Raw genomic sequence first — 21989 nt, 5'->3', positions numbered from 1 at the left:
ATAATAATATATTTTTTTAGGTTAGTTATGTTAGAATCACAAGATTTTTATCATGATAAAGATATTGTTTCTCAAAATACTAATTATAAATTTTATATATAATTAGTATTTGCAAATTTGTGGTAGTATAAGTCAACAATAAAAATTTTTCAAAGGAATAAAATGATAGGTATAATTTACGGTAGCAGTATGGGAAATACTGAAGAGGCAGCTCAATTTTTAAGTGAAAATTTGGGTCTTGACAACGAAGTTTTAAATGTTTGCGATGCTAGCGCCCAGAAGTTAAACGGATATGATAAATTGATCCTAGGCACTTCTACATGGGGTAGTGGCGATTTGCAAGACGACTGGGATTCGTTTGATTTTGGTGGATTAAATTTAGAGGGTAAAACTGTTGCATTTTTTGGCATGGGTGATAGCGAGAGCTATTCTGATGAGTATTGCAACGGTATGGCAAAACTTTATGATACCATCATGGAAAAAGGCGCTAAGGCTGTTGGCGAAGTAAGTACAGATGGATACACATTCGATGGCTCTGATGCCGTGAGAAATGGTAAATTTGTCGGTCTTGCACTTGATGCGGACAATGAAAGCGAGAAAACCGAAGAAAGAATTCTTACTTGGATTAATGAGATAAAACCTCTATTTGCATAAAATTTTACGGCTTCATGCCGTAAAATCCTCATACTTTAGCAAGATAATAAAAATCTATGTGTATAAAAGAATTTTAAAATTTAAAGGGTCGTAATGACCCTTTAATATTAATGAAGATTGCTCCAAACTTTACGTTTCCAAAGCCAAGCAAATATACCAAGTATCAAGAAATATACCATCGTATAAATTCCCACACTTGAGCGCTCATCTTTTTTACTATCGCCTACTTTTTCCATATAGCTTACGATCTGCTCGGTTGCTTTTTCATTTAAGCCAACACGTGGCATAGATGTTCCAGCAAGCATTTTTTGCGGATCATTGATAAGCTTTGTTAGGTAGTTGTCTGAATTTTTAGCTCTTATCATCATAGATAGATCAGGCGGATTTGAACCCATGTAAGTTGCTAGATCTATACGATTTGATAGAGTGTATTTGTTGTCGTATTTGTTGTCGTGACAACGCTGGCACGCGTCCTCAAATAACTTTTCATCGCTTATGCCATTGTGCTCTTGGGCATATTTGTTGGCTATTGATTTTAAGTAAGCAACCATATCGGCTAGCTCTTCATTCATGTCGCCACCTGCGCCAAAGAACGGTAACATAGGAAACAGATTTTCGTCGTTAAATTTATGACCTAGTTTTACAGCTAGTGTAGGGTTTTTTATAACCGCAGCCAAGAACATATCATCATATATAAAACCTGCCGTGCTAAGATCAGGCGGAACAACGCCAAAGCTAGCGCTTGCAGTAGCATTATCCATAGCAGAAGGCATGCCCGCAGCCTCTATACCGTGGCAACCGGTACAACCTGCTGCCAAAAACGTATCAGCTCCTTTTGTTGCGTCACCTTTACTAAAGTCGATAGCTTTTATCTCGTTCCAAAATGCAGCATACTCGTCCAGCGAAGCTTGAGCACTGTCTACATCTGCTTGTGCGGCATTTATCTTAGCTTCGTCTTTAAGTTCTTTTGCACTTTGTAGTGCAGCTTTTTTGGCCTCTAGGACATTCTTGGCGTGAAGCTCATCCTCTTTTGAGTAGTCAAATTCAGCCGCAGCCGTATGAGGGTGAAGTTTTGAGTGAGCATAAGGCTCAATACCCCAGTATAAAACGCCAGATAGAAAAACAACTATGGCAAAAATTTTAAGCTCTTTCATAATTACCCCCTTTTTCTTTCAAGTATCGTAATCGCAGGAAGCGCAACGATAAATAAAAATAAGAAAAGTGCGGATGAGCCAAATCCTAACCAATCCATAATTCCACCTGTTGGGACTTTACCTAAGATAGAAAGTGCTATAAGGTCTATAACAAGCACCCAAAACCATACAAAGAAAAGCGGTCTTTTATGAGCAGGAGCCACAACATCGCTTCTATCAAGTAGAGGTATAAGCATAAATGCAACACCTGCAAATGCAAATGATATAAGTCCGATGTTTGAAGCTGTTATGCCAAACATATCAAAGAAGAAACCGCGTAAAATTTCGTATTGCCACAAGAAATACCACTCAGGATAGATGTGCGGAGGAGTTTTTAGTGGGTTTGCGGGCTCAAAGTTGATCGGATCCATAGCAAAACCGTAATGGAAACAAACAAGATATATAAAAAATATCATGAAAAATGCCACATACATAAAGTCCTTAGCTAAAAATCCTGGCCAAAAAGGTATAACTTTTGACTTAGCTTTATCACCTTTTAGGTAAACTTCTGCTTCTATGTCAAAGTCAATTTCTTCGCTAGTTTCGTTATTTACGTGAGGAATTCTTAATGAGTAAAAGTGGATTACTAATACTAAAATCGTAACCAAAGGCAACAAACAAACGTGTAGCATGAAAAATCTAGTAAGTGTCGCATCGCCTACCGCATAGTCACCACGTATCCACTCAACTAAAGCATCTCCGATAACAGGAACGGCGCCGAAAAGCTGTGTAATAACGGTTGCTGCCCAGTAGCTCATTTGTCCCCAAGGTAGCATGTATCCGCTAAAGGCTTCTGCCGAAAAGCAGATAAATAGTATCATGCCACTTATCCAAATTAACTCTCTGCCCTTTTTATATGAGCCGTAGTAAAGTCCGGTAAGTAGGTGGATATACATGATAAGAAAGATAACTGAAGCCGAAACAGCGTGTATATGACGCCACAACCAGCCGTATTCAACCTCTTGCATGATAGTGTAGTTAACACTGTCAAATGCTAAATTTACATCAGGCTTGTAATACATTAATAGTAAAAAGCCGGTTATAAGTAAAAGTGCAAAAAGCGTTGTTAGGATAACACCCATCGCCCAAAGAAAGTTGATGTTTTTTGGTATCCAATACTCGCTAACTAATACCTTCATGAGTTTGGTAACAGCCAGACGTTGTTCAAACCAGTCTAAAACACCTGTTGATTTATGAATTTGTGCCATATTCTCTCCTTACGCTTTGCCTACGAGTTTTTCATACTCAGGGCTTGTTTCTCCAAGAACTAGCTTGGTGCCGTCTATCTTAAATGGAGGTATATCAAGTGGGCGCGGAGGAGGTCCAAAAGTGTTTATGCCGTCAACATTAAATTCACCGCTATGACAGGCACAAACAAATGTTTGTTTGCTCATTTTATACTCAGGGATACATCCAAGATGTGTGCAAAGTCCTATAACAACGGTATATCTGCTATCTCCCACAACGACATCACGAGCATCGTTTGCGCTCATACTCGCATCTTTTTTAAGTATGAAAATAGGCTTTTTACGCCACTCAACCTGCCTCATCTCACCGTCTTTCATTGGGCTAAGATCGACAGTCGTAAAACCGGCCGCTTTAACGCTTGGGAGCGGATCCCATGTTTTCTTAACGGCAACAAGCGAAAATGCACCGCCAACAGCGGCTACCGCACCAAACGCAAGACCGATAAAATCACGTCTTTCTTGTTTTACAGACATTTATTTCCTTTCCTCGCTAGTTTAAAATTTGTTTGGATTATAACGAAAAAGTATTAAAAATTTATAATAAATTCGATATTACTTTTTTATTTTATGTTAAATGTAACTATAAGGATTTTAGCCAAAAATTCAAATTTTTATGATACACTCAACGCTTTTTAAAATAAGGAGAAAAAATGCCACTTCTTGATAGTTTTTGCGTTGATCATACCATTATGAATGCGCCAGGAGTTCGTCTTGCAAAGACGATGAAAACACCAAAAGGCGATGAAATTTCAGTTTTTGACTTACGTTTTTGTAAGCCAAATGAAAGCATGCTCCCTGAACGTGGGATCCACACTTTAGAACATCTTTTTGCAGGTTTTATGCGCGAACACTTAAACCGCGACGGAGTAGAGATCATAGATATCTCGCCGATGGGATGTAGGACCGGGTTTTACATGAGCCTTATCGGTTCGCCAAGCTCTCAAGAGGTTATTGACGCGTGGGAAGCTTCTATGAAAGATATCACAAATGTTTTAAGCCAGAGTGATATCCCGGAGTTAAACGAATATCAATGCGGTAGCTATAAACTACACTCGTTAAAAGAGGCTCACGAGATAGCAAACGGTATTTTAAAATCAGGTATCGGGATAATCGACAATGAAGCTATAAGGCTTAACCTTGATGCAAAAGGGCTTAAAAAACATTAAAATTTAGCCGCAACCGCGGTTAAATTTATTTGTTCCAAATTAGCTTTTTGCCAAAGCCGAGTGTATTGCTCGTAAATTTCACCCACCTTAGCTCTATGCTCCAAATTTGAGGATCCATCGCTAAGGCGTAGAAGTATTTTTTGAAATAAATTTCTCTTTGGGATTTTGTCGCCTTGCTCATCTTTGCTATAAACTGAAGACCTTCTATCTTGCCGACTATTTTTGTATCAAGCACGATCGTTCCGGCAACCGTATTATTTTTATCAAGTGCTTTTATGTGTTTTGTTTTACTATCTCCTGCTACAAGTAGGGCTAAATTTTGCTCGTCAAAGGCGTAAAACGAACTTGCGCAGTGAGGTAAATTTTCTTCATCAATAACCGCTAGCGATAAAAGGTGCATTTTGTTAATAAAATTTAATATCTTATCATCCATTAGATTAAAAACTCGTAGAAAAATTCACTAATTTTTATAAAATTTAAAGCCACAACCGTTACTAAAATGAGCCAAAATACAAAAATAACAAGCTCAATGAGAGTAAAGCTATCTTTACGAATTTTGCCAAAAACTGCCATTGACACAAATGATCCGATGCTTCCGCCGATAAGCGAAAAGTAATGAACCGCACCAGGTTTTACAAAATTTGGCAAAGCTCCTCTAAAAAATAGAGAAAATATCATAAATGCTAAGAAATTTGCCAGCAAAAGATAGTATGCAACAACTTGAATTTGAGGATAAAGTCTATGAAAAACAAAGCTTAAAACGGTTATAAATATAAGTAAAAAAACCCTAACGCCAAAGCAGCACATAAAAAACCTTTAAATTTTTTGGTTATTTTACATAAAAATGGCTTTATAAATTTGAAATTTTGCCGATCTAAGATGGCAAAGGAGTTAAAATGCAAACAAATTTTTATTCACAAGGAAGTTATAATAATTTTGATTTTTCGTTTAAAACAAGCTCGGGAGATCAGATAAATTTCTCGATGTATGACAACAAAAACCTAGAATACTCAAGTCAAAGCTCGCATAATCAAAGCTCAAGAAGCTTAACTTTAACGCATGAATACGGATATAATTTCTCTTATGTTGGCGATGGGCTTGACGAGCAAGACTTGGCAGAGCTTAATGAGGCTTTAAAACAGATCGCTCCGCAAGTTGATGAATTTATGAAAAATGTCAAAGATGCAGATAAGATCGCAGGCACAAACCAAAGTATAACTGAACTTGCAAATAGTATAAAACCAAAACTTCCACAAGCCAAAAATGATAATCACCAAAATATGATAAATGATAACGTTCTTAAATTATTTGACAAACTTTTAGAAACCAACAAAGCAAACAACGATCTTTTAGATGCGTCAAAAAGGCTATTTGATAGGTTAATAGACCAGACAAATAAGCTGTATTTTTACGCTTAAATAAACTAAAATTTACTAACGGCTTGTTTTTGAAACAGCAAATGCGAAAGAAAAATTATAAAAAATAGCTGCAAAAATAGTCCTAAAAGAGGCACAAGCGAAAGTAGGTAAAAAAGACCGCAAGCAAGCTTAAACCAAATTCCTCCACCGTCAAGCCAGGCGATGTGAAATTTTGTTTCATTAAGAGTGTTTGAGCCGACATCTATAAGCAAAAGCTTATGGTAAAGATATAAAAACGGTATATTTATAATAAAAAAATGCAAAAATGGCACAAATATAAAAGGCAAACAAACTATCAAAAGGGCTAGGAATTTAACTATAACTTTTGCGGTAAGCCTTAAAGTAAAAACCGTTGAAACTGGCTTAAACTCGAGATTATAATGTCTTTTGTTTATCTCGTTTGTAACAACAGTCGTTAAAAATCCGGCTATAACAAGTGCAACGATAACACTAAGAACAAGCATGACGTAGGTCCCTAGAGCATAAAAAGCGGCACTTAGTATAAAAGTCGTGATCTCATTTGTTAAAATTTGCATTACAAGCGGGTATTTGGATAGATTAAAATAACCAAAATCCCCGCTTTGGCTCATCTGCATAAAATTCTCGCCCAAACTAGAGCCGGCTATAAATAGTCCTACTCCAAGTAGACAAACACTACAAACAAGCGGTAAGATAGAAAGTGTTATAAATTTTTTTGTTAAAAAATCTTTATAGCTAAGCCTAAAATTTTCTAACATTATTTTTTAACTTTGTCGTATTCGCTCTGTAAAGCGGCATAAATTTCATCTATGCTTATAAGCCCGTTAGATAAAATTTCGCTCATAACGACATTATCTTCCTTGCTATTCCAAATTTTACTATACGTTCCCTCTTTGTAGCCGTTGTTTTGGCGGAAGCGATTTAGAATGTTTTTAGCGATATAGCACTCATAAAGAGAGTATAAATTTACTCCGCATTTTAAGGCTACCGAGAAGTAAATTTCAAGCATATTGTGGATGTCATATTTAAATCCACTACTTTCGTGTATCAACCTCTCGATCTCGTTTATGATCTCGTAAATATTTTCTTCTTCTACTTTTAGTGGCTCTTTGCAAAAGCGTGCAAATCCGCTTGCGCTGCAGATATTTTGAGCAAGAGTATTTATGTCGCCGATACGATTTGTATGGTAAATTTGCAACATCAAGCTCATAACAAAGTGCCATATATCAACGACTTCTATGCGTAAATTTTGCTCGTTTGTTGGGGCGTTTATACTTTTCCAATGTTTCCAAGCAAAGCTATCTATAAGCTCGGCACATTCCATGTATATACAACGTTTCCAGCTGATTAGCTTGTTTTTATTGGTATATCCGTCTTCCCAGCCTATGCCGTTTGTTTCGTCGTTTAGGCTTTGTTGGAGTTTAAGCATTTCTAAAATTATATCTATCTCTTTCATTGTTCACCTTTTTAATTTTTAGGATTATACAAAAAAAAGCCTTATAACGTCTAAACTTGACGTAAGTCATCTAAAATTTAAAATTTAACAGGTAGAATACACAAAATTTCAAAGGAGAAAAGATGAGAGAAAACAACATTGTTGTTTGCAACGTTTGCGGTTTAAAGAGTGTTGATGACACAAATGCAGTTTTTATCCGTGCACATAAAAACGGCGAAGAGGTTGATATCTGCACTAGCTGTGTTCCAAGTGTGATACATGGTTCTGGTATGGTTGTTAAATCAAACGAAGAAATTAAAGCTGAAATTTAAGCCGGAGTGATCGTTTGAGGATTGTTTCTTAAAAACTCCTCAAATTCCTCCGCGTTCATCGGACGATATATATAATACCCCTGCATCTCGTAGCACTCTAGTTTTAAAAGCTCATCATAAATTTCTTTACTTTCCACACCTTTTGCCGTTACTTTTATGTTCATGTTTTTGGCAAGTTGCATGACTGTTTTTACGATTTGCCTATCGGCTTTGCTGGTTGCAAGGTCTAAGATAAAATCTTTTGCTATTTTTATGCCCTTTATATCGTATCTTTTTATATAAGTCAGAGATGAGTAACCTGTTCCAAAGTCATCTATAAGCACGTCTATACCGGTGTCTTTTAGTATAGTAAAAATTTGATCCACAGTTTTTGTGGAGTTTGTCCAAACGGTTTCGGTTAGTTCAAGTTGTATTGAATTTGGGTCTACGTTGTATTTTTCAAGAACATTCTTAGCGCTAAATGCAAAATCCATCTTGTCTATCTTTGATGGAGCGATGTTTATGCTGATTTTTGGTAGGGTGATGTTTGCTTTTTGCCATCTTGAAATTTGTCTTATCGTTTTTTCAAAAGTTAGACCACAAAATTTGCTTAAAATTTCTGTGTTTTTAAAGATATCTAAAAAAGCCGACGCTTCTAAAAATCCATGCTCCTTGCTATCCCACCTTAAAAGAGCTTCGGCGTCTATGATCTTTTTGTTTTTTACATCAAATATCGGTTGGTAAAATACCTTAAATTCTTTTTCAAATTCATTAGTTTGTATCAAGGCTTCCATTTGGAGGTTGATATGAACTGTTTTATCGATCTTTTCATCGTATTCTAGTGGGTTAAGACTTGGTTTTTGTTTAGCAAAACACATTGCTCTGTAGGCATTTTTGATGGCTGTTGAGACATCGATCTTCCTGCTAGTGTAGTCTGTGATATAAAAGCCTATCGTGCAGTTTAGTCTAAAATGGTATTTGTCTATAAATATATGCTCTTGCACGCCGTCTTTTATGGTATTTGCTAGCTTTAGGCATTCGCTTTTGCTGTTTTTACCCATTTTGGCAAAGATTATAAACTCATCAGCTCCGATACGAGAGATAAATTCGTTACTATCGCAAATATCAACAAGTCTTCTACCAAAGGCTTTTAGCACCCTGTCACCTATCCCGTGGCCATATGATGTGTTTATGGATCTAAAGTTGTTTATATTTATACAATAAACAACTAATTCATCTTGCTTGCCTATGGACTCGATAGCGGTTTTTAAATTTTTTATTAAAAAATTTCTACTTCCAAGACCCGTGAGATAGTCTCTTTCAGATATGTCTTGAAGTTTTAAATTTGCAAGAATGAATTCATTTGTGCGATCGTGCATGATCTTTTCAAGCTCGGCATGTAGTTTAAGTTCGCGCTGTAAAATTTCATTTGTAGCTATGCTGTTTTTTATGTAGTAGCTAACTAGCGAGTGTGATACGACTACAAAAAGTATAAATACACTTACTAGAGAAGTAAAGTCGCCATATACCATAAGTATGATAATCGTAATGATCGGCAATATCTTTGAAATGACAGTGGGGCTGTTTTTCCTTGGGACGATGATCTCATTTGATGTTTTTAATTTGAACGAACCTATCATAAACACCAAGGCACAAATGAGATATAAAACATTTGTGCTCTTATATACGCAGCACGGAATGGCGTATATGTATAAATTTATTACGGCAAATAGTAGCACAGATACTAGTAGATAAAAGCCGCTTACTCTTATCTTGATAAGTCCTGCGTTTATTAGGATGCTAAGCGTTATGATCGCGATAAGGGAGTTTATGATGATGTTTGCAAAAGATGTAAAGTGATCAGCGCTTGTAAATATCAAATTTATGTCGAAATTTCTAATCGCATTAAAGAGCATGGTTGCGATAAATAAAAATATACTTATCGAGTCTAGTGCAAATATAGCCGCCTTTGCCCTCATCTCTTTAAATTTAGTGTATAAAAACATGGATATGGCAAATAGCACAAACAAAGATGGAAATATATACGCGATATTTAAGAAATTATATCTATCATAAGAGGCTAGCAGTATAAAACTATAAAAGAGCCACAAAATATCGGCAGCTACTAAAAATATAGCCGCGAGACAGACGCAAAGCCAGTGATATCTTATCGTTTGAGGAGCTGTTATGTATCTATAGGATGTATGGACTATGATAAAAAAGGCTAAAGTGTAGAATAAAATTTGAAAGTAAACATAGCCTAAAATCGACATCAAGCAAGTAAGCGCAAATAAAACCCCTACGCTGATAATGGCGATTTTTTGAGCCCCATCCAAGGTGGCAAACAAACGCTTGAACAAAGCACTTTTCTCCTGCAAAATAATAGGGATTATACTAATTTAATCCTTGTTTTTAGATATAATCAACAAAAAATTTAGGAGCTTTTAATGATAAAAGATGTTGTTTTGACAAGCAAGGACGTGCTTGATTATCATGCCTTTGTGCTTTTTGGCTCAAGGCGCGCACGTAACCAGCATTTTTTTAACACTCTTGGTGTTTTTGCCGAGGCTATGATAGCAGGCTTTATTGTGGATAAGCTTGCAAATACGCAGTATTACACGATCGCGGGTATTATTTTTGGTGTGATTTGGCTTTTTGCTTATCCTGTGTTTTTAAAACGAAAAAGACTAAATGCGCTTAGAAAGATAAAGGGCGAAGATAGTCAAAAAAGTATGAAATTTGCAGTAAATGATGAATATTTTGCATTTTATGAGAGTGAAATTTCAGATAAAGAGAAATTTGAATTTGATAGAGTTAGTGAAATTTATGAGCTTAAAAATATCTTTGTGATATTTTTGCACGACAAAATTCACATCATAATACCAAAAGACGACGAGAGCACTGAGCTTATCAAAAAGATAGCCAAAAATACAAAAAAACCTATCGCAAGATATGAAAAACTCGACTATGAAAGTGTATTTTTAGCGTAAATCTTTTTAAGAAGCTTTTCAAAAGAGCTTGCTTTCATCGGCCTTGATAGCAGATATCCTTGACCTTCGTCACAGCCAAGCTCTTTTAGAATTTCAAGTTGCTCCTTGTTTTCTATACCTTCTGCTACACTCTTTAGTCCCATGCTTTTAGCTAACTCTATAATTGTCTTTACTATCTCTTTGTCCTGGCTGTTTGTGGCTATATTTTGGATCAGCTCTTTTGCTATTTTTAGCTTATGAAATTTAAATTTTTTAACATAACCGATCGATGAGAATCCTGCGCCAAAGTTATCTATAGACAGTGTTATACCGTGATTTTTTAACACAAAAAGGCTATTTTGCACGAGGTTTTCGTTATCTATAAGACTCATCTCTGTTATCTCCATACCAAGAGAACTGCCCTCAAGCCTGTTGGTGGTTAAGAGCATCATGATATTTTGTATGAAATTTGTATTATCTATCTGTTTTGGAGAGACGTTTATGTGTAGTTTTAGCTCTTTAAGATCGTATTTGTGACTCCATGTTGCCATTTGTTTGATAGCTTTATTACATACCCATTGACCTATGTCTACTATGAGAGAACTTTGCTCTGCTATGGGGATAAACTGCGAGGAGGGTATAAAGCCCTTTACTGGTGACTTCCAGTATAAAAGTGCTTCCATTCCGGTTAGCTTCTCGCTTTTTAGGTTGTATTGAGGTTGGAAATTTAAGTCCAGCTCTTTATCAAAATCCATAGTAGATATTAGCATATTGATGTAGTTTTGCTCTTGCATCTGAGTCATAAGCTCGTCGCTAAATACCACAAAGTCTTTGCCTGAGTCCTTTTTGGCTTCTGCAAGTGCGAAGTTAGCGTAAGATAGTAGGTCGCTAGGCTTTATCTCGCTGGTTTCGCTTTGAGCTATGCCGATATTTGCCTTAAGGTGGATCGTATGATCGTTTATCGTGATAGGATCTTGTATAGTGGCTAAAAGTTTATTTATCGTTTCGCGTCTTGCGTTTGCACTGCCGGATCTTGAAACTATAACAAAATCACTTCCACTAAACCTTGATATGAGAGAATTTTTAGAAAATATCTTTTTAAATTTCTCCACCAAAGCTATTAAAACTTCATCGGCTATATAGCGCCCGTAAACATTATTTATGACTTTAAAGCGTTTTAAATCAAGACTATAAACATCAGTTGTTTGGCCAATCGGCTTTGTCTTTATAAATTCGCCAAATTTTTCTAAAAAGTATTCGCGGTTTAGCGCGCCGGTTAGCGGGTCGATGTGGTTAAGCTTTTTTAGCTGTTCGCTTTTGCTGTTTAGCTCTTTTATCCTGTCTTTTATGATGCCATCTAAATTTCGTCTTAAGATATACTCTTTTTTTGTTAGGGCTTGGTTATGTTTCACGTTTGAGATGTTATGTGTTAAAACGCCGTAAAAAAGCAGTAAAACCATAACAACGGATATCCATGTCAGGTCTATTCGTCCTCTCACTAAGATAGCAACAATGATGAGCGAGACGAGTAGCCCGAGTTTGCTTATTAAGATAACATTTGGGGCTTCCTTGTTTTTACCGAATTTTCTTTTTACGTCGCCGTCTTTTGCATAAAATGAGGCGATAAGCACTATAAAAAATATAATTTCTAGCACGAGTTCGTAGTATGTATTGGCTAAAATTTTACCTTTGACGACAGATATGGAGTAATACATATCATAAATTCCAAACATGATGATGGCAATAAGTGCCATATAAAAGGACTTGTGTCGTTTGATGTGTCTGGTATCTATCGCAAGATAAACGATAAAAGCAACTGTAAAAGTGATGACGTTAAGTACTAGATAAAGAAAGTGAAACGTCTCTTTGACAGAGAAGAAAATTTCGATATTACTTTCAAAAACGACAAACCAAAAAAAGCTCATATACATGATGATCAAAACGCTAATATCGACAAAAGACTGCATCTTTGCGTATTGTTTCATGCTGTATTCAAACATTAACAAAGCTGCGGTAAATACAGATAATATCGGCACAAGATACATTACTTGCACGATATAGGTGGTTTCTATCTCACTGTTTTTAAAACCGATAAAGTCATGATATAGCCAAAAAACATCGCTTATACCCCAAAAGCAAATGGCGATACAAAGCCACTTCCAAAATGTATCAAAGTTGTGCTTTACCCATATTTGATATGTTATCATCGCGCCCATGCTTAAATTTGATATAGACGAAACTATGTTACACAGTATCGTGTTTTTTGTATGTATAGCAAAACTATATAACGCAAAAAGTGCGACACAGTAAAGTATAAAAGCCAATTTAGCACTTGTTATCGGTGAAAACCTATCTGTCATTTTTATCCTAAATTTTTAACTTTTTCTTGCCATTTTTCCCATTCGCCACTTGTATCAAGCTCGTTTCCTATGGCTTCATAACGTGCATAAAAATGCTCTACAAATTTGCGAACTTCACTATCTTTTGGCAAATAAGTAGCGTCGTGTTTAACACAAAATTTAGCTAAAAACTCACCGGCTTCATGTTTATTTGCATAACAAGTCGCAAGCTCTTCGTAGTTTTTAAGACATAAAATTTTAAATCTCTCATAGCCTTGTTCGCTAAAATCAACACTAAGCTTTGTATCTTTAAATTCTAAAACTTTGGCTTTAAACAAAAGATTTAAATGCACTAGCCCTTCGCAGTAATAAGCTCTAACTTCGCCAACGTTTTTCCATGCGATAAGTCCTACTGCGCGTGCGATAAGCTCGTGAAAAACGGACATTTTATATCTCTCATCTTCGTGATAGAAGAAATTTACAAGTCCGCCCGTAGTCGCCTTATACTCTTCGATAAATTTAAAAACACCACCTTTGTTCATGATATTTTCCGTATCAGTATCGATAAATAAAATATGACCAAATTCATGTCCGATGGTTGAAATTTCATATACTTTTTTCCAAATTTCAGGCTTTAAAAATAAAATTTCACGCCCGAAATCCAAAAATTCCTTACTAAAAATTTCACTGCTTAGCTTCATAAACGGCTTTGCTTTTGCGCTTTCGTATACGTGATTAACAAAGGCAAAAATTTTCTTACCGCATTTGGCGCTTACACTTTCGTCATTTGGCACGACTTGTGCACTAAAAAGTCCGTTTAGCTCAGCACCGTAGTAGATCATCGGCACACTAACATAAAGCTGTGTGCGATTAACGTTTGCATTTACTTGTTCGTGCATGCGTTCGTTTTTAGCACCTATACTTTTGCTTACTTTTGAGTATGTTTGTAGAATTTTTTGTTTAAATTCCTCTTCGTTTACGGCTGTGCTATCAACCAAGCGTATATCCCACTCAAGTGCAACCGCGTGTGTGTAAGCATCTTCGTAGTATTCTAGAGGATGACCCGGTTGAAGAGGTGATTTAACATCCATCCAGGCGATCTCTGCTTCTTGCCAGGCCTTTATCGTTTTATCGTTTTGTTGTTCGCAAAAGGCATCTCTTAGCTTTGAAAAATACCTTATATAAGCTTCATGTTCGTCGCTGTCATCGCTTAAATTTTTTAAGTTTTGTATCAAAATTTCAAACTCATTTTTAACGTTTTTAACCTCGTTTTCAAACACAACCGCATACGGCGCAAAGCTGAAATTTTCGCCATTTTGCACCACTGCGCCGTATGTTCTGTCTGCCTTTTGACCATTTTCATCAAGTTGAAAAAGTCTATTTTTGTCGATAAATTCAGCCGCTTGAGATAAGGAGTTAAAGCGCTTGTCAAATTCCTTGTTTGTTGTGTTTAAAATTTTATCTTCCCAGGTTATCTGCCATGTGTTTAGGGTTAGACCTATGTCGTGCATGCCTTTTGTTAAAGCGATATAAAATTTATCTAAAATTTTTTCGCTTAGAGCCTGAGAGATAAGCTCTTTGTGTCTTTTTTCATAAATTTTACGCACAAAGTTAAACATTGCGATTTTTATTTTAGCTATCTCATCTTCACTTTTTCCTAGCTTTTTTAACTCATTTTCAAGCGGATCTACTTTTAGATCGATTATCCTTCTTGCAACTGCCATACGCTCGGAACCACTACCTTTAAGCGCACAAATTTCAAGCGCTTCATCTATGAGTTTGTTGTTTAAATTTTTATAAATTTCATTTAGTTCAAGTTTTTTTTGAGCTACTATCTCGTTTAGTCTTTTAAAATTATTCATTTATTCTCCGTTTTTATACCTAGGTTATCATGAGTTTTGTATAAGCAAGATCACGCCGTGAGCCTTAAACACCTCATTTTGCCGATAAATTCGTATTTTATCATAAAGGGGTTAAATTTTATAGTTTTAAAGATTAAATATTGTAAAATTAACGTTTTTTAGGAGGATATGTTTGGGTTCGGTCTTTAGATTGATTAAGATTTTTGCAATATTTTGCATCTTTTGCTTGACGCCTGTTTTGTGCTTATATGTTGATTTTTTCGTATTTAAGCTAGAAAGTATAGGCGAAATTTCTCTTAGCGAGGTAACTCAAGAGATGGTTTTTCTTATAATATGTGTCATTTATGCGATGTGCATTAAAAATAAAGCGAAATTTCATAGATTAAGTGTTTTAATTTTTGGGTTTTTCACTACCATGCTTATAAGGGAGTTAGACGCATTTTTTGACGAGATAAGGCATGGAAGCTGGATTTATCCCGCACTTTTGGTCGCTATTTCTAGTATAGCTTATGCGTTTAAATATCCAAAGCATTTAAACGATGAGCTTGAGCGTTATTTAAAGACTAGATCTTTTATCGTAGCGCTTTATGGTTTAACGGTAGTGCTTGTGTTCTCGCGTGTTTTTGGCACAATGTCGTTTTGGATGCATGTCCTAAACGATAAAAATATGGCATCTCTCGTAAAAAATACGGTGCAAGAAGGACTTGAACTTTTTGGCTATATTTTATGCTTGATGTCTGCTGTTTTATATGGAAGGTATGTATTAAAATTTAATAAGGAGCAATATGCAAGATTTAAGTAAATTCGGAGAGCCACGTATCAAGCTTGTGGCTTTACCAAAAGATACAAACTCGGCAGGAAATATATTTGGCGGTTGGATAATGAGCCAGATAGACTTAGCCGGGGCAACCGCGGCCAGAGAGATATCGCCTGAACGTGTCGTAACGATATCGATGCAAGAGGTGATATTTAAACAGCCTGTTTTTATAGGTGATGTGGTTAGTTGTTATGCTAGGATCATAGAGGTTGGTAATACTTCTATAAAAACAGAGATAGAAGTAACCGCACTTAGGTTAAACGAAAACGGTTTTCGCGAGTGTGTGCGCGTAACAAGCGCTATAGCAACCTATGTAAGCGTAACTAAAGACGGACATAAAAAGCCGATAGATCCCGAGCTTAAAAAGCTTCATGGATTTTAAAAGCACAGTATCGGAAGACAGATGAAGCAAACTCGCCTTGGACTTTTAGACAGCAAGAGTTTGTCTTTTTTGTCTTCGGGCGAGCTTTTGAATTTCGAGCATAAAATCCTATCAAAAGGAAGTATGCTTTATTCTGACGATCTAAAGATAGTGATGTAAAACCGCTTTTCAAATCAAAGTAGATTTACGCTTAAAATCAAAGTGAGTTAAGAACAACATTTTCTCACTTTGATTTCTAACGTAAATTTTTTAATCTTTCAATTATCGTTTTAAATTCAAAAAAATACTTTTAAAGATCCCCGCCGATATTGCGACAGTAGCTTTAAAAGAATAAAATTAGATAATCTTTGATACAATCATCTAGAAATTTTAAAAGGGTATTAAAATGTCAAATATTCAAGAAAAATATATACGTGAAATTAACACATCTGATTCCTTTTTTGATTCTTTAAGACAAGACTATAAAGGTTTTGATACATGGATAGAGAAAAAAGCAAACGCTGGTGAAAAAGCATATATACTTTTTGATGATACCAAAATAGTGGCCTTTTTGTATCTAAAAATAGAAAGCCCAATAGATAATACGGATATAAATCCAGCACTTGACACGAATGCGACATGGCTAAAGATAGGAACTCTTAAAATAGATGCGCATGGGACAAAGCTTGGAGAGCGTCTTATAAAGAAGATTTTTGATTTTGCCGTAGCAAACAACATTTATAATATCTATGTAACGTCTTTTGAAAAACAAGCACCTTTAATAAAATTATTAAAAAGATATGGGTTTGTCCAGCATGGCAAAAAAATCAATGAGTTAGTATTAACGAAAAATATACCAACCTCTATGCAAACCCTAAAAAAAGATATATTATTAGATTATCCCACCGTTAATGCGACAAGTAATAAATATCTTTTAAGTATTTATCCAAAATATCATACCGGTATGTTTTCAGATTCTATGTTAAAAACAGAGAGTTATAATATATTAAAAGATATGTCGGAGTCAAATAGTATTCATAAGGTTTATATAGCAAAAATGTCAGGTATCGAACAACTAAAAAAAGGTGATTGTATACTAATTTATAGGACGAAGGACGATAATGCACAAAGTGCGAATTATTCGTCTGTTGCAACCTCCTTATGCATCGTAGAAGAGTATAGAGACTTGTGTAGTTTTGATAACTTGTCCAATTTTATTGCATATTGCAAGCCTCATAACAAGAAGTTAGTAGCTTTGTCGTGGCCGTAAGTGCTTTCATCGCTTTGTCTTTTAGCCAAAGAGCAGCCGTTAGCCCCTTTAATTTTATAGTAGCCAGCGAGGCCTCAATCTTTAAGAGCAAAAACACGTTTTTAAGCCTTAATAGCCCGCCGCTTACAAAAGCCGCTGCATAACCTACGGCAGGTAAAATCACGGCAAAGCCCATTATAGCTACGCCAAGTCCGCTTATAATTTTACTTACGATAGGGCTTTTTTCGGTTAATTCGCTTAACCAATTTGACGCCTTAGCCAGTCCGTCTGCTAGAGTAGCAAGCGGCGGCAATTGTTACAAGCTTAGTGTAATCCATTATTTCATTAGCCTTTAAACCTTGTTGGCCTCCACTAGCGGCTATGTCGGCAATCTCTGTAAAACCAACTCCAAGATGAGATGATAGCTGCTTAATTTCGCTTCCGATTTGCTTAAATTGCTCTTCGCTCTCAAACTCAATGTATTTTTTAACATTGACCATGGCACTCTCGTAATCAATGGCAAATTTTACCGGCATTGCTAGGCTTACGGCTGTAGCGGCTCGCTCCATCACTTGCGATTTAAAGCCGTCCATTTGTCTTTTTATGCCGTCAAGCTTTAAATTATTTACCTTAATAGCCTTTAAATCCTTCATCAAATGGCGCGCCTCTTTACCTGTTCCTTTAATAGAAAGTGCAAGCTTTTTCATAGATGCCCCGCACATATCGATATTAGCAAGCCCTTTAACTGCTAAATTTAAAGCTATGCCTACTGACGTATCAGCCATTTTTTGATCCTTTTTTGTTTTTATGTGCCATTGTCAAAAAAATATTGTATAATCTGCCAAAAAGAGAGGATAAGATGAATAGAATAAACGCCCAGCTTAATGCCGATATGTTTTTAAATAAAGCCTTTGCCGTGCTTATCGGTTTTGTTTTGCTATTTGCTTTTATAGACGAACCTTATGCACTGCTTTACTCTATTATCGGTGCTCCGTTTGCGGCACTTATTCTTTTTCCTTTAACCATCCCCCTATCGATACTTTGTTCTTTTATTTTTAAAAAGCTATTTAAGGGCTCATATAAAACCCTAACAAAGCTGTTTTTCATAACACGCTCTTAGCCTTTAAAATCTCTTGCGAGATTTTTACAAATTGCAAAAATTCGCTAATTTCCGTATCTAAAATTTCGTTATAACCGAAATTTAGGATATGGGCCACGAGGGCGACGGCTTCTATGCCGTAACCCCCGCTTCTACCAAAAAATCCTGTAAAGCTTTTTGTAAAGACATATAGTCCTTTAGTCCAAGAGCCTCAATCTCCTGCTCGGTTTTATTTGTAAGCGTAGCTATCATATAAATAGCCTTTTCCATCTCGCCTTCTTTTTTATCCGCGTTTTTTAGCACCCTTACGGTAGGCTCTTGCATCTGTAAAATTTCGCCGTTTTCTAGTGTTATCTCTTTCATCTTACTCTCCTAAATTACTTCTAACTTTTGCCATATAATCAACGCCTGAGATTAGGCATATCATATTTTCTACATCTTTAACCACCATTGGCACGTTATCGATGTTAATATCTAAGAAGTGAGCTGAGAGCTTTACGCTTACTTCAACCTCTTTTAATAGAGCTTGCAAAAGAGCAAGACTTAAAACAAAACGGGTATTATTATCTGTTTTTGCCATTTTCTTTAAAGGTTTTATCATCGTTTGTGGGACTAAAAAGACAAAGTGCATCAACAGCGTTTAACGAGCTTGTAAAAGATGATATCATCCGCAAGATAACACCTCATGAGTTTTTGATCATAGACTTTGAAAAGCTTCAAAGTTACGTGATATAGCCAAGACCCGCTTTTACACGAGCCTTGTCTTAAAGGAGGGTTATTATTTATCTTTTTTCATTTCAAATTGATTAGCCATAAAGCCTGTAACCGTCGTATTTTAACGGCAGTCCGGAGTAGTAATACATATAAGCTATAAGAGCGCCGCCTGCAAAGTTAAAGAGCCATATAAACAGTTATCATCTCACGCCTCCTGTAAAATTTTTTGCATGAAAGCGTCGGTGATCTGAGAAGTCGCTCTTTTGCCTAGTTTGTGATTGCCGTCTTTTGGGCTTATCATCAAAAGCGCGCTTGTCGGACAGACTTCAACGCAAGCCGGTCCTCCCTCTCTTCCGTAGCACATGTCACATTTTATGGCGATATTTTTCGCACCTGCTTGAGACTCTACCTCAAGATAATACTTAGGCTTAACTGCGTAATTTACCGAAGGCATTAGCTCGGCATTTGAAGTGATAGCACCGTAAGGACACGCGATAGTGCATAGCTTACAGCCTATACATATCTCTTCGTGAAGCTCGATACAGTCATCGTTAAACCTAAGTGCTCCCGTAGGGCAGACATTTGCACAAGGTCCATCGTCGCATTGGCGGCATTGTGTCGGCATGACACCTGCTGCTTGACGAAGAACTGCCAGTCCTTGCTTTAGAGAGTTTGCCTCGCTCATAAGCGCTTTTAAAACAGGCTGCCATGCATGTGGCGCAACCTATGCAGCGCTTATAATCGGCGATTACAAATTTATGCTGTTTCATAAATCCTCAAATAGATGAAATTTCATGCTCTATACTGAAAAATTTTTTTAATTTAAATTTATCAGGATAAAACCTAGTTTTCATCTTATTTAACCCCTTTCTATTAAATTTTCATGTCATTTTATATGAATTTATAGAAAATTACTGTCAGCTATCTGACATATTTTGTATTTTTTATACTAATATTGTTAATTTATATTATTTTAAGATAGTAAAAAATTAATACTTATTTTGGCTTTTTATCGAAGAAAATATTGATAAATTTAAATTTAAGATATATTGGTCATGTGTATTTTTTGTATATATGAGCATAAATTTCAAGTAAATTCTTAAAATAAAAATTTACTTTTTATTAATAAAAATATTTTTAAGTTTAGATATAAAATTTTTAAATTTAAAAGGATTAAAAAGAGCCGACATGGGTCGGCTAAGAGTTATTCGTTAGGAACTAAAGCAAGGACATCGCAAGCTCTTTTGCTTCCTAGCTTACAGGCTTTTTCAAGTGCGGCAGCTGAGAGGTCAAAGCTATGTTCAGTGCCGTTTCCTTGCAGATATTTTACCGATAGCTCGTAGCATGCTTCGCTACTTCCTTGTTCGCACTGTTTCTTAAACATCTCGTATGATCTAACTACGTCTTTTGAGATACCAAGTCCGCGTCCTAGCATGTCGGCTAAGAAAAAGCAAGATACTCTATCGCCAACGTAGCATTTTGCTTCAAGTGTGTCGGTAACGACTTTGCAGGCGTTTTCGTTGCTTTTTGTGATACAGCTTGTTAGACTTTGTTCGAAATTTTGGTTTGCGAATGCACTAAGTGATAAGAAAACGAGAGATAGGAGGATTTTTCTCATATATGTCCTTTTTGTTTTATTTTTTGCGATGATAGCACTTTTTTGTTAATAAAACGAAAAGTAACCGTGGTTAATCATAGCGTAAATTTTGATTTAATATTTAAATTTATCCTAGCTAATCGCAAGCGACAATCAGCCTTAATGCGCTCTTTTAATTAAAAGAGCAAGCCTTTTCTTCTGAAATTTTACCGCCAAATTTAAGCTCCATAATCAAAACAAGAGTGTAGAAAATTTTCTCATCGTTTATCTTTGCTATCTCTCTTAGGGTTTGGGACTTGTTTTTGATATTTACTTCGCCGTTTTTTATGGCGTTAAACAGTTTATCCTCATCAAGTTCCATTTTTTTAGCAAGTTCTACGATCGTGTAGTTTTCAAGTGCTTTTATTAGCCTGTCCATGTTGCAAAAAGATGGGTTTTTACTAGCGCTTGCAAGGTCGTAAAATTCGTTTAGAATTTTTATGAGCTTTTTTCTGTTGATGATGATATGAGGCAAGATAATAAAACCCAGTGTAAAGCCTAAAAATTTATGAGCCGTAGTCAAAGTATCGCTATACTCGCCAAGGCTAAATTTTACCCCGGAATATAGCAAAAAACAAACGGTAAAAAATATCATGAAAACAAGTGCAAATTTGTAAATTATCTTAAATTTTATCATTGTATTTCTCGCATATAAATTTAAGATATTTTACCAAAATGTGATAAATAAGCCCGCCATTGTAAAAATTTGACGGGCTAGAAGTTGTTATTTGTCTTTTACCTCAAGCGTAAGAGTTGCAAGAAGTATCTCTTCATCGCATTTGTTTTGATCTTTATAGTCTCTCTCGTGAGTTGCTTCAAGTAGCCATTTTCCGGGTCTTAAAGCTACGATCTCGATGATACCTTTTAGATCTGTTGTGCCGGAAAATGCGTGCTTATCTTGTAAAAATCCATCAAAAGTTCCGGTAACTTTGCCGGTTTTTAGCGGCTTGCCCTCTAAAAATACCTGCACTTTAAAAGGCTTATCTACTTTAATATCTCTTGGATCATCAAGCGGGACTATCTCGATAGTTTGACCGATAGTCTTGTGGATAAATTCGTCTTTTTTATCGCCAACGATCACGATTTGTTTGGCATTCATCACAGCAAGCTCGCAAAATGCGCTATTTTTGACGTTGTCTTTAGTGCCGTCCATGTGCCACTTGCCTTCACTGTCTTTTGTCCAAAACGTAGGTTTATAATCCCCAGCTAAAACATAGCTTCCGTTTGCTAGTTTTGAGCCTTGAAATTCGTAATTTGCCCCATTTTGTTTTAGCTCGCTTTTTTCACCGTCGCTTTTAACTATATAAAGAGGATTAAAGAGTTTTACTCTATTTTCGGGGATGGCTTCAGGTTTTGGAAAGTCGTGTCCATAGCCGATATGAGCATTAAATTTATCCTCATTTGTTCCGCTTACCCAAAAGTCATGCGCCAAAACAGAGCAAAAGAGCCCACCTGATAATAAAATAGATACAGCCTTACTTAACTGCATAAGTTCCTCCTATTTTGAGAATTAAAATCATAATAATATCATATATTGTTT

At 36.0% G+C, this 21989-nt stretch carries 28 protein-coding genes and 2 pseudogenes; 11 read left to right on the top strand and 19 right to left on the bottom strand.

Annotated elements, in window-relative coordinates:
• Positions 1-162 precede the first annotated feature (162 nt).
• On the top strand, positions 163-654 hold the full coding sequence (fldA, locus tag CCAL5182_RS02960) for a flavodoxin FldA (RefSeq protein ID WP_336610212.1): 492 nt from the start codon (positions 163-165) through the stop codon (positions 652-654).
• 107 nt (positions 655-761) lie between these two features.
• Here fldA and CCAL5182_RS02955 read toward each other — a convergent pair whose 3' ends face one another.
• Genes CCAL5182_RS02955 through petA form a run of 3 tightly spaced genes read right to left on the bottom strand, consistent with a single transcriptional unit; the run spans position 762 to position 3568 of the window.
• Entirely contained in the window at positions 762-1808 is a 1047-nt protein-coding gene (locus tag CCAL5182_RS02955; protein WP_336610211.1) for a c-type cytochrome, read from the bottom strand.
• Positions 1809-1810: 2 nt separating this feature from the next.
• Complete coding sequence (locus CCAL5182_RS02950) at positions 1811-3055, bottom strand: cytochrome b (protein WP_169937578.1); 1245 nt, start codon at positions 3053-3055, stop codon at positions 1811-1813.
• 9 nt (positions 3056-3064) lie between these two features.
• Positions 3065-3568 (bottom strand): ubiquinol-cytochrome c reductase iron-sulfur subunit, encoded by a 504-nt coding sequence (petA, locus tag CCAL5182_RS02945; RefSeq protein ID WP_169937576.1) that lies wholly within the window; start codon positions 3566-3568, stop codon positions 3065-3067.
• A 176-nt stretch (positions 3569-3744) separates the two neighbouring features.
• On the opposite strand from petA, the gene luxS reads away from it, so the two are divergent.
• Positions 3745-4260, top strand: a complete 516-nt coding sequence (gene luxS / locus CCAL5182_RS02940; protein ID WP_169937575.1) for an S-ribosylhomocysteine lyase — start codon at positions 3745-3747, stop codon at positions 4258-4260.
• A 25-nt stretch (positions 4261-4285) separates the two neighbouring features.
• On the opposite strand, the gene CCAL5182_RS02935 is transcribed toward luxS, so the two are convergent.
• Positions 4286-4693 (bottom strand): pyridoxamine 5'-phosphate oxidase family protein, encoded by a 408-nt coding sequence (locus CCAL5182_RS02935; RefSeq protein ID WP_169937573.1) that lies wholly within the window; start codon positions 4691-4693, stop codon positions 4286-4288.
• Positions 4693-5067, bottom strand: a complete 375-nt coding sequence (locus CCAL5182_RS02930) for an L-arabinose ABC transporter (protein WP_336610210.1) — start codon at positions 5065-5067, stop codon at positions 4693-4695. The genes CCAL5182_RS02935 and CCAL5182_RS02930 overlap by 1 nt, the downstream gene beginning before the upstream one ends.
• An 89-nt stretch (positions 5068-5156) precedes the next feature.
• On the opposite strand from CCAL5182_RS02930, the gene CCAL5182_RS02925 reads away from it, so the two are divergent.
• Entirely contained in the window at positions 5157-5678 is a 522-nt protein-coding gene (locus tag CCAL5182_RS02925; RefSeq protein ID WP_336610209.1) for an ATP/GTP-binding protein, read from the top strand.
• A gap of 5 nt (positions 5679-5683) precedes the next feature.
• Here CCAL5182_RS02925 and CCAL5182_RS02920 read toward each other — a convergent pair whose 3' ends face one another.
• Positions 5684-6415, bottom strand: coding sequence for an EI24 domain-containing protein (locus CCAL5182_RS02920; protein ID WP_169999965.1), 732 nt, complete (start codon positions 6413-6415; stop codon positions 5684-5686).
• A complete protein-coding gene (gene dut, locus CCAL5182_RS02915; protein ID WP_169937565.1) occupies positions 6415-7113 on the bottom strand; it encodes a dUTPase in 699 nt (232 codons plus the stop codon). Before dut ends, CCAL5182_RS02920 begins: the two co-directional genes overlap by 1 nt.
• A 122-nt stretch (positions 7114-7235) precedes the next feature.
• Here dut and CCAL5182_RS02910 point away from each other — a divergent pair, with 122 nt between their 5' ends.
• On the top strand, positions 7236-7424 hold the full coding sequence (locus CCAL5182_RS02910) for a hypothetical protein (RefSeq protein WP_169937563.1): 189 nt from the start codon (positions 7236-7238) through the stop codon (positions 7422-7424).
• On the opposite strand, the gene CCAL5182_RS02905 is transcribed toward CCAL5182_RS02910, so the two are convergent.
• Entirely contained in the window at positions 7421-9763 is a 2343-nt protein-coding gene (locus CCAL5182_RS02905; RefSeq protein WP_336610208.1) for a putative bifunctional diguanylate cyclase/phosphodiesterase, read from the bottom strand. The two genes, CCAL5182_RS02910 and CCAL5182_RS02905, sit on opposite strands and share 4 nt — an antisense overlap.
• Positions 9764-9850: 87 nt before the next feature.
• Between CCAL5182_RS02905 and CCAL5182_RS02900 the strand changes: the two genes are divergently transcribed.
• Positions 9851-10393, top strand: a complete 543-nt coding sequence (locus tag CCAL5182_RS02900; RefSeq protein WP_336610207.1) for a hypothetical protein — start codon at positions 9851-9853, stop codon at positions 10391-10393.
• Here the strand turns inward: CCAL5182_RS02900 and CCAL5182_RS02895 are convergent.
• Positions 10369-12732, bottom strand: coding sequence for a putative bifunctional diguanylate cyclase/phosphodiesterase (locus CCAL5182_RS02895; protein WP_336610206.1), 2364 nt, complete (start codon positions 12730-12732; stop codon positions 10369-10371). The genes CCAL5182_RS02900 and CCAL5182_RS02895 overlap by 25 nt on opposite strands.
• A gap of 2 nt (positions 12733-12734) precedes the next feature.
• Complete coding sequence (ciaB, locus tag CCAL5182_RS02890; protein WP_336610205.1) at positions 12735-14573, bottom strand: invasion protein CiaB; 1839 nt, start codon at positions 14571-14573, stop codon at positions 12735-12737.
• A 238-nt stretch (positions 14574-14811) separates the two neighbouring features.
• On the opposite strand from ciaB, the gene CCAL5182_RS02885 reads away from it, so the two are divergent.
• From CCAL5182_RS02885 to CCAL5182_RS02870, 4 genes are all read left to right on the top strand, one after another.
• Positions 14812-15375: a hypothetical protein gene (locus CCAL5182_RS02885; protein WP_336610204.1), complete on the top strand. Its 564-nt coding sequence runs from the start codon at positions 14812-14814 to the stop codon at positions 15373-15375.
• Positions 15359-15772: an acyl-CoA thioesterase gene (locus CCAL5182_RS02880; protein WP_169937551.1), complete on the top strand. Its 414-nt coding sequence runs from the start codon at positions 15359-15361 to the stop codon at positions 15770-15772. The genes CCAL5182_RS02885 and CCAL5182_RS02880 overlap by 17 nt, the downstream gene beginning before the upstream one ends.
• A 21-nt stretch (positions 15773-15793) precedes the next feature.
• A complete protein-coding gene (locus tag CCAL5182_RS02875) occupies positions 15794-15931 on the top strand; it encodes a hypothetical protein (protein ID WP_336610203.1) in 138 nt (45 codons plus the stop codon).
• 226 nt (positions 15932-16157) lie between these two features.
• Positions 16158-17021, top strand: a complete 864-nt coding sequence (locus tag CCAL5182_RS02870; RefSeq protein WP_336610202.1) for a GNAT family N-acetyltransferase — start codon at positions 16158-16160, stop codon at positions 17019-17021.
• Here CCAL5182_RS02870 and CCAL5182_RS02865 read toward each other — a convergent pair.
• Complete coding sequence (locus CCAL5182_RS02865; RefSeq protein WP_336610201.1) at positions 16966-17313, bottom strand: hypothetical protein; 348 nt, start codon at positions 17311-17313, stop codon at positions 16966-16968. The two genes, CCAL5182_RS02870 and CCAL5182_RS02865, sit on opposite strands and share 56 nt — an antisense overlap.
• Entirely contained in the window at positions 17276-17785 is a 510-nt protein-coding gene (locus CCAL5182_RS02860; protein WP_336610200.1) for a phage tail tape measure protein, read from the bottom strand. Before CCAL5182_RS02860 ends, CCAL5182_RS02865 begins: the two co-directional genes overlap by 38 nt.
• A 74-nt stretch (positions 17786-17859) precedes the next feature.
• Between CCAL5182_RS02860 and CCAL5182_RS02855 the strand changes: the two genes are divergently transcribed.
• Positions 17860-18120 carry a hypothetical protein gene (locus CCAL5182_RS02855; RefSeq protein WP_170000584.1) on the top strand — a complete coding sequence of 87 codons (261 nt, stop codon included), beginning with the start codon at positions 17860-17862 and terminating at the stop codon, positions 18118-18120.
• A 111-nt stretch (positions 18121-18231) separates the two neighbouring features.
• Here CCAL5182_RS02855 and CCAL5182_RS02850 read toward each other — a convergent pair whose 3' ends face one another.
• Together CCAL5182_RS02850 and CCAL5182_RS02845 are read right to left on the bottom strand one after the other, a co-directional pair.
• Positions 18232-18462 (bottom strand): phage tail assembly protein, encoded by a 231-nt coding sequence (locus CCAL5182_RS02850; RefSeq protein ID WP_336610199.1) that lies wholly within the window; start codon positions 18460-18462, stop codon positions 18232-18234.
• Between the two features lies 1 nt (position 18463).
• Positions 18464-18679: a phage major tail tube protein gene (locus CCAL5182_RS02845; RefSeq protein WP_336610198.1), complete on the bottom strand. Its 216-nt coding sequence runs from the start codon at positions 18677-18679 to the stop codon at positions 18464-18466.
• Between CCAL5182_RS02845 and CCAL5182_RS02840 the strand changes: the two are divergent.
• Positions 18616-18834, top strand: a pseudogene (locus CCAL5182_RS02840) (helix-turn-helix domain-containing protein); the annotation flags it as partial. The gene CCAL5182_RS02845 and the pseudogene CCAL5182_RS02840 overlap by 64 nt on opposite strands.
• Before the next feature lie 80 nt (positions 18835-18914).
• Here CCAL5182_RS02840 and CCAL5182_RS02835 read toward each other — a convergent pair.
• The 5 genes and pseudogenes from CCAL5182_RS02835 to CCAL5182_RS02815 form a co-directional block, all read right to left on the bottom strand.
• Positions 18915-19004, bottom strand: a pseudogene (locus tag CCAL5182_RS02835) (formate/nitrite transporter family protein); the annotation flags it as partial.
• Between the two features lie 14 nt (positions 19005-19018).
• On the bottom strand, positions 19019-19498 hold the full coding sequence (locus CCAL5182_RS02830; protein ID WP_442862137.1) for a 4Fe-4S dicluster domain-containing protein: 480 nt from the start codon (positions 19496-19498) through the stop codon (positions 19019-19021).
• Between the two features lie 519 nt (positions 19499-20017).
• Positions 20018-20431 (bottom strand): tetratricopeptide repeat protein, encoded by a 414-nt coding sequence (locus CCAL5182_RS02825; protein ID WP_336610197.1) that lies wholly within the window; start codon positions 20429-20431, stop codon positions 20018-20020.
• A 151-nt stretch (positions 20432-20582) separates the two neighbouring features.
• A complete protein-coding gene (locus tag CCAL5182_RS02820; protein WP_169937524.1) occupies positions 20583-21086 on the bottom strand; it encodes a chemotaxis protein in 504 nt (167 codons plus the stop codon).
• A gap of 87 nt (positions 21087-21173) precedes the next feature.
• Complete coding sequence (locus tag CCAL5182_RS02815) at positions 21174-21938, bottom strand: DUF4198 domain-containing protein (protein WP_336610196.1); 765 nt, start codon at positions 21936-21938, stop codon at positions 21174-21176.
• Positions 21939-21989: the final 51 nt, after the last annotated feature.

Source organism: Campylobacter sp. 7477a (assembly GCF_014892335.1).
Lineage (GTDB): Bacteria > Campylobacterota > Campylobacteria > Campylobacterales > Campylobacteraceae > Campylobacter_A > Campylobacter_A californiensis.
Note: the sequence above shows the minus strand (reverse complement) of the source record. Positions and strands in the feature narration are given on the sequence as shown.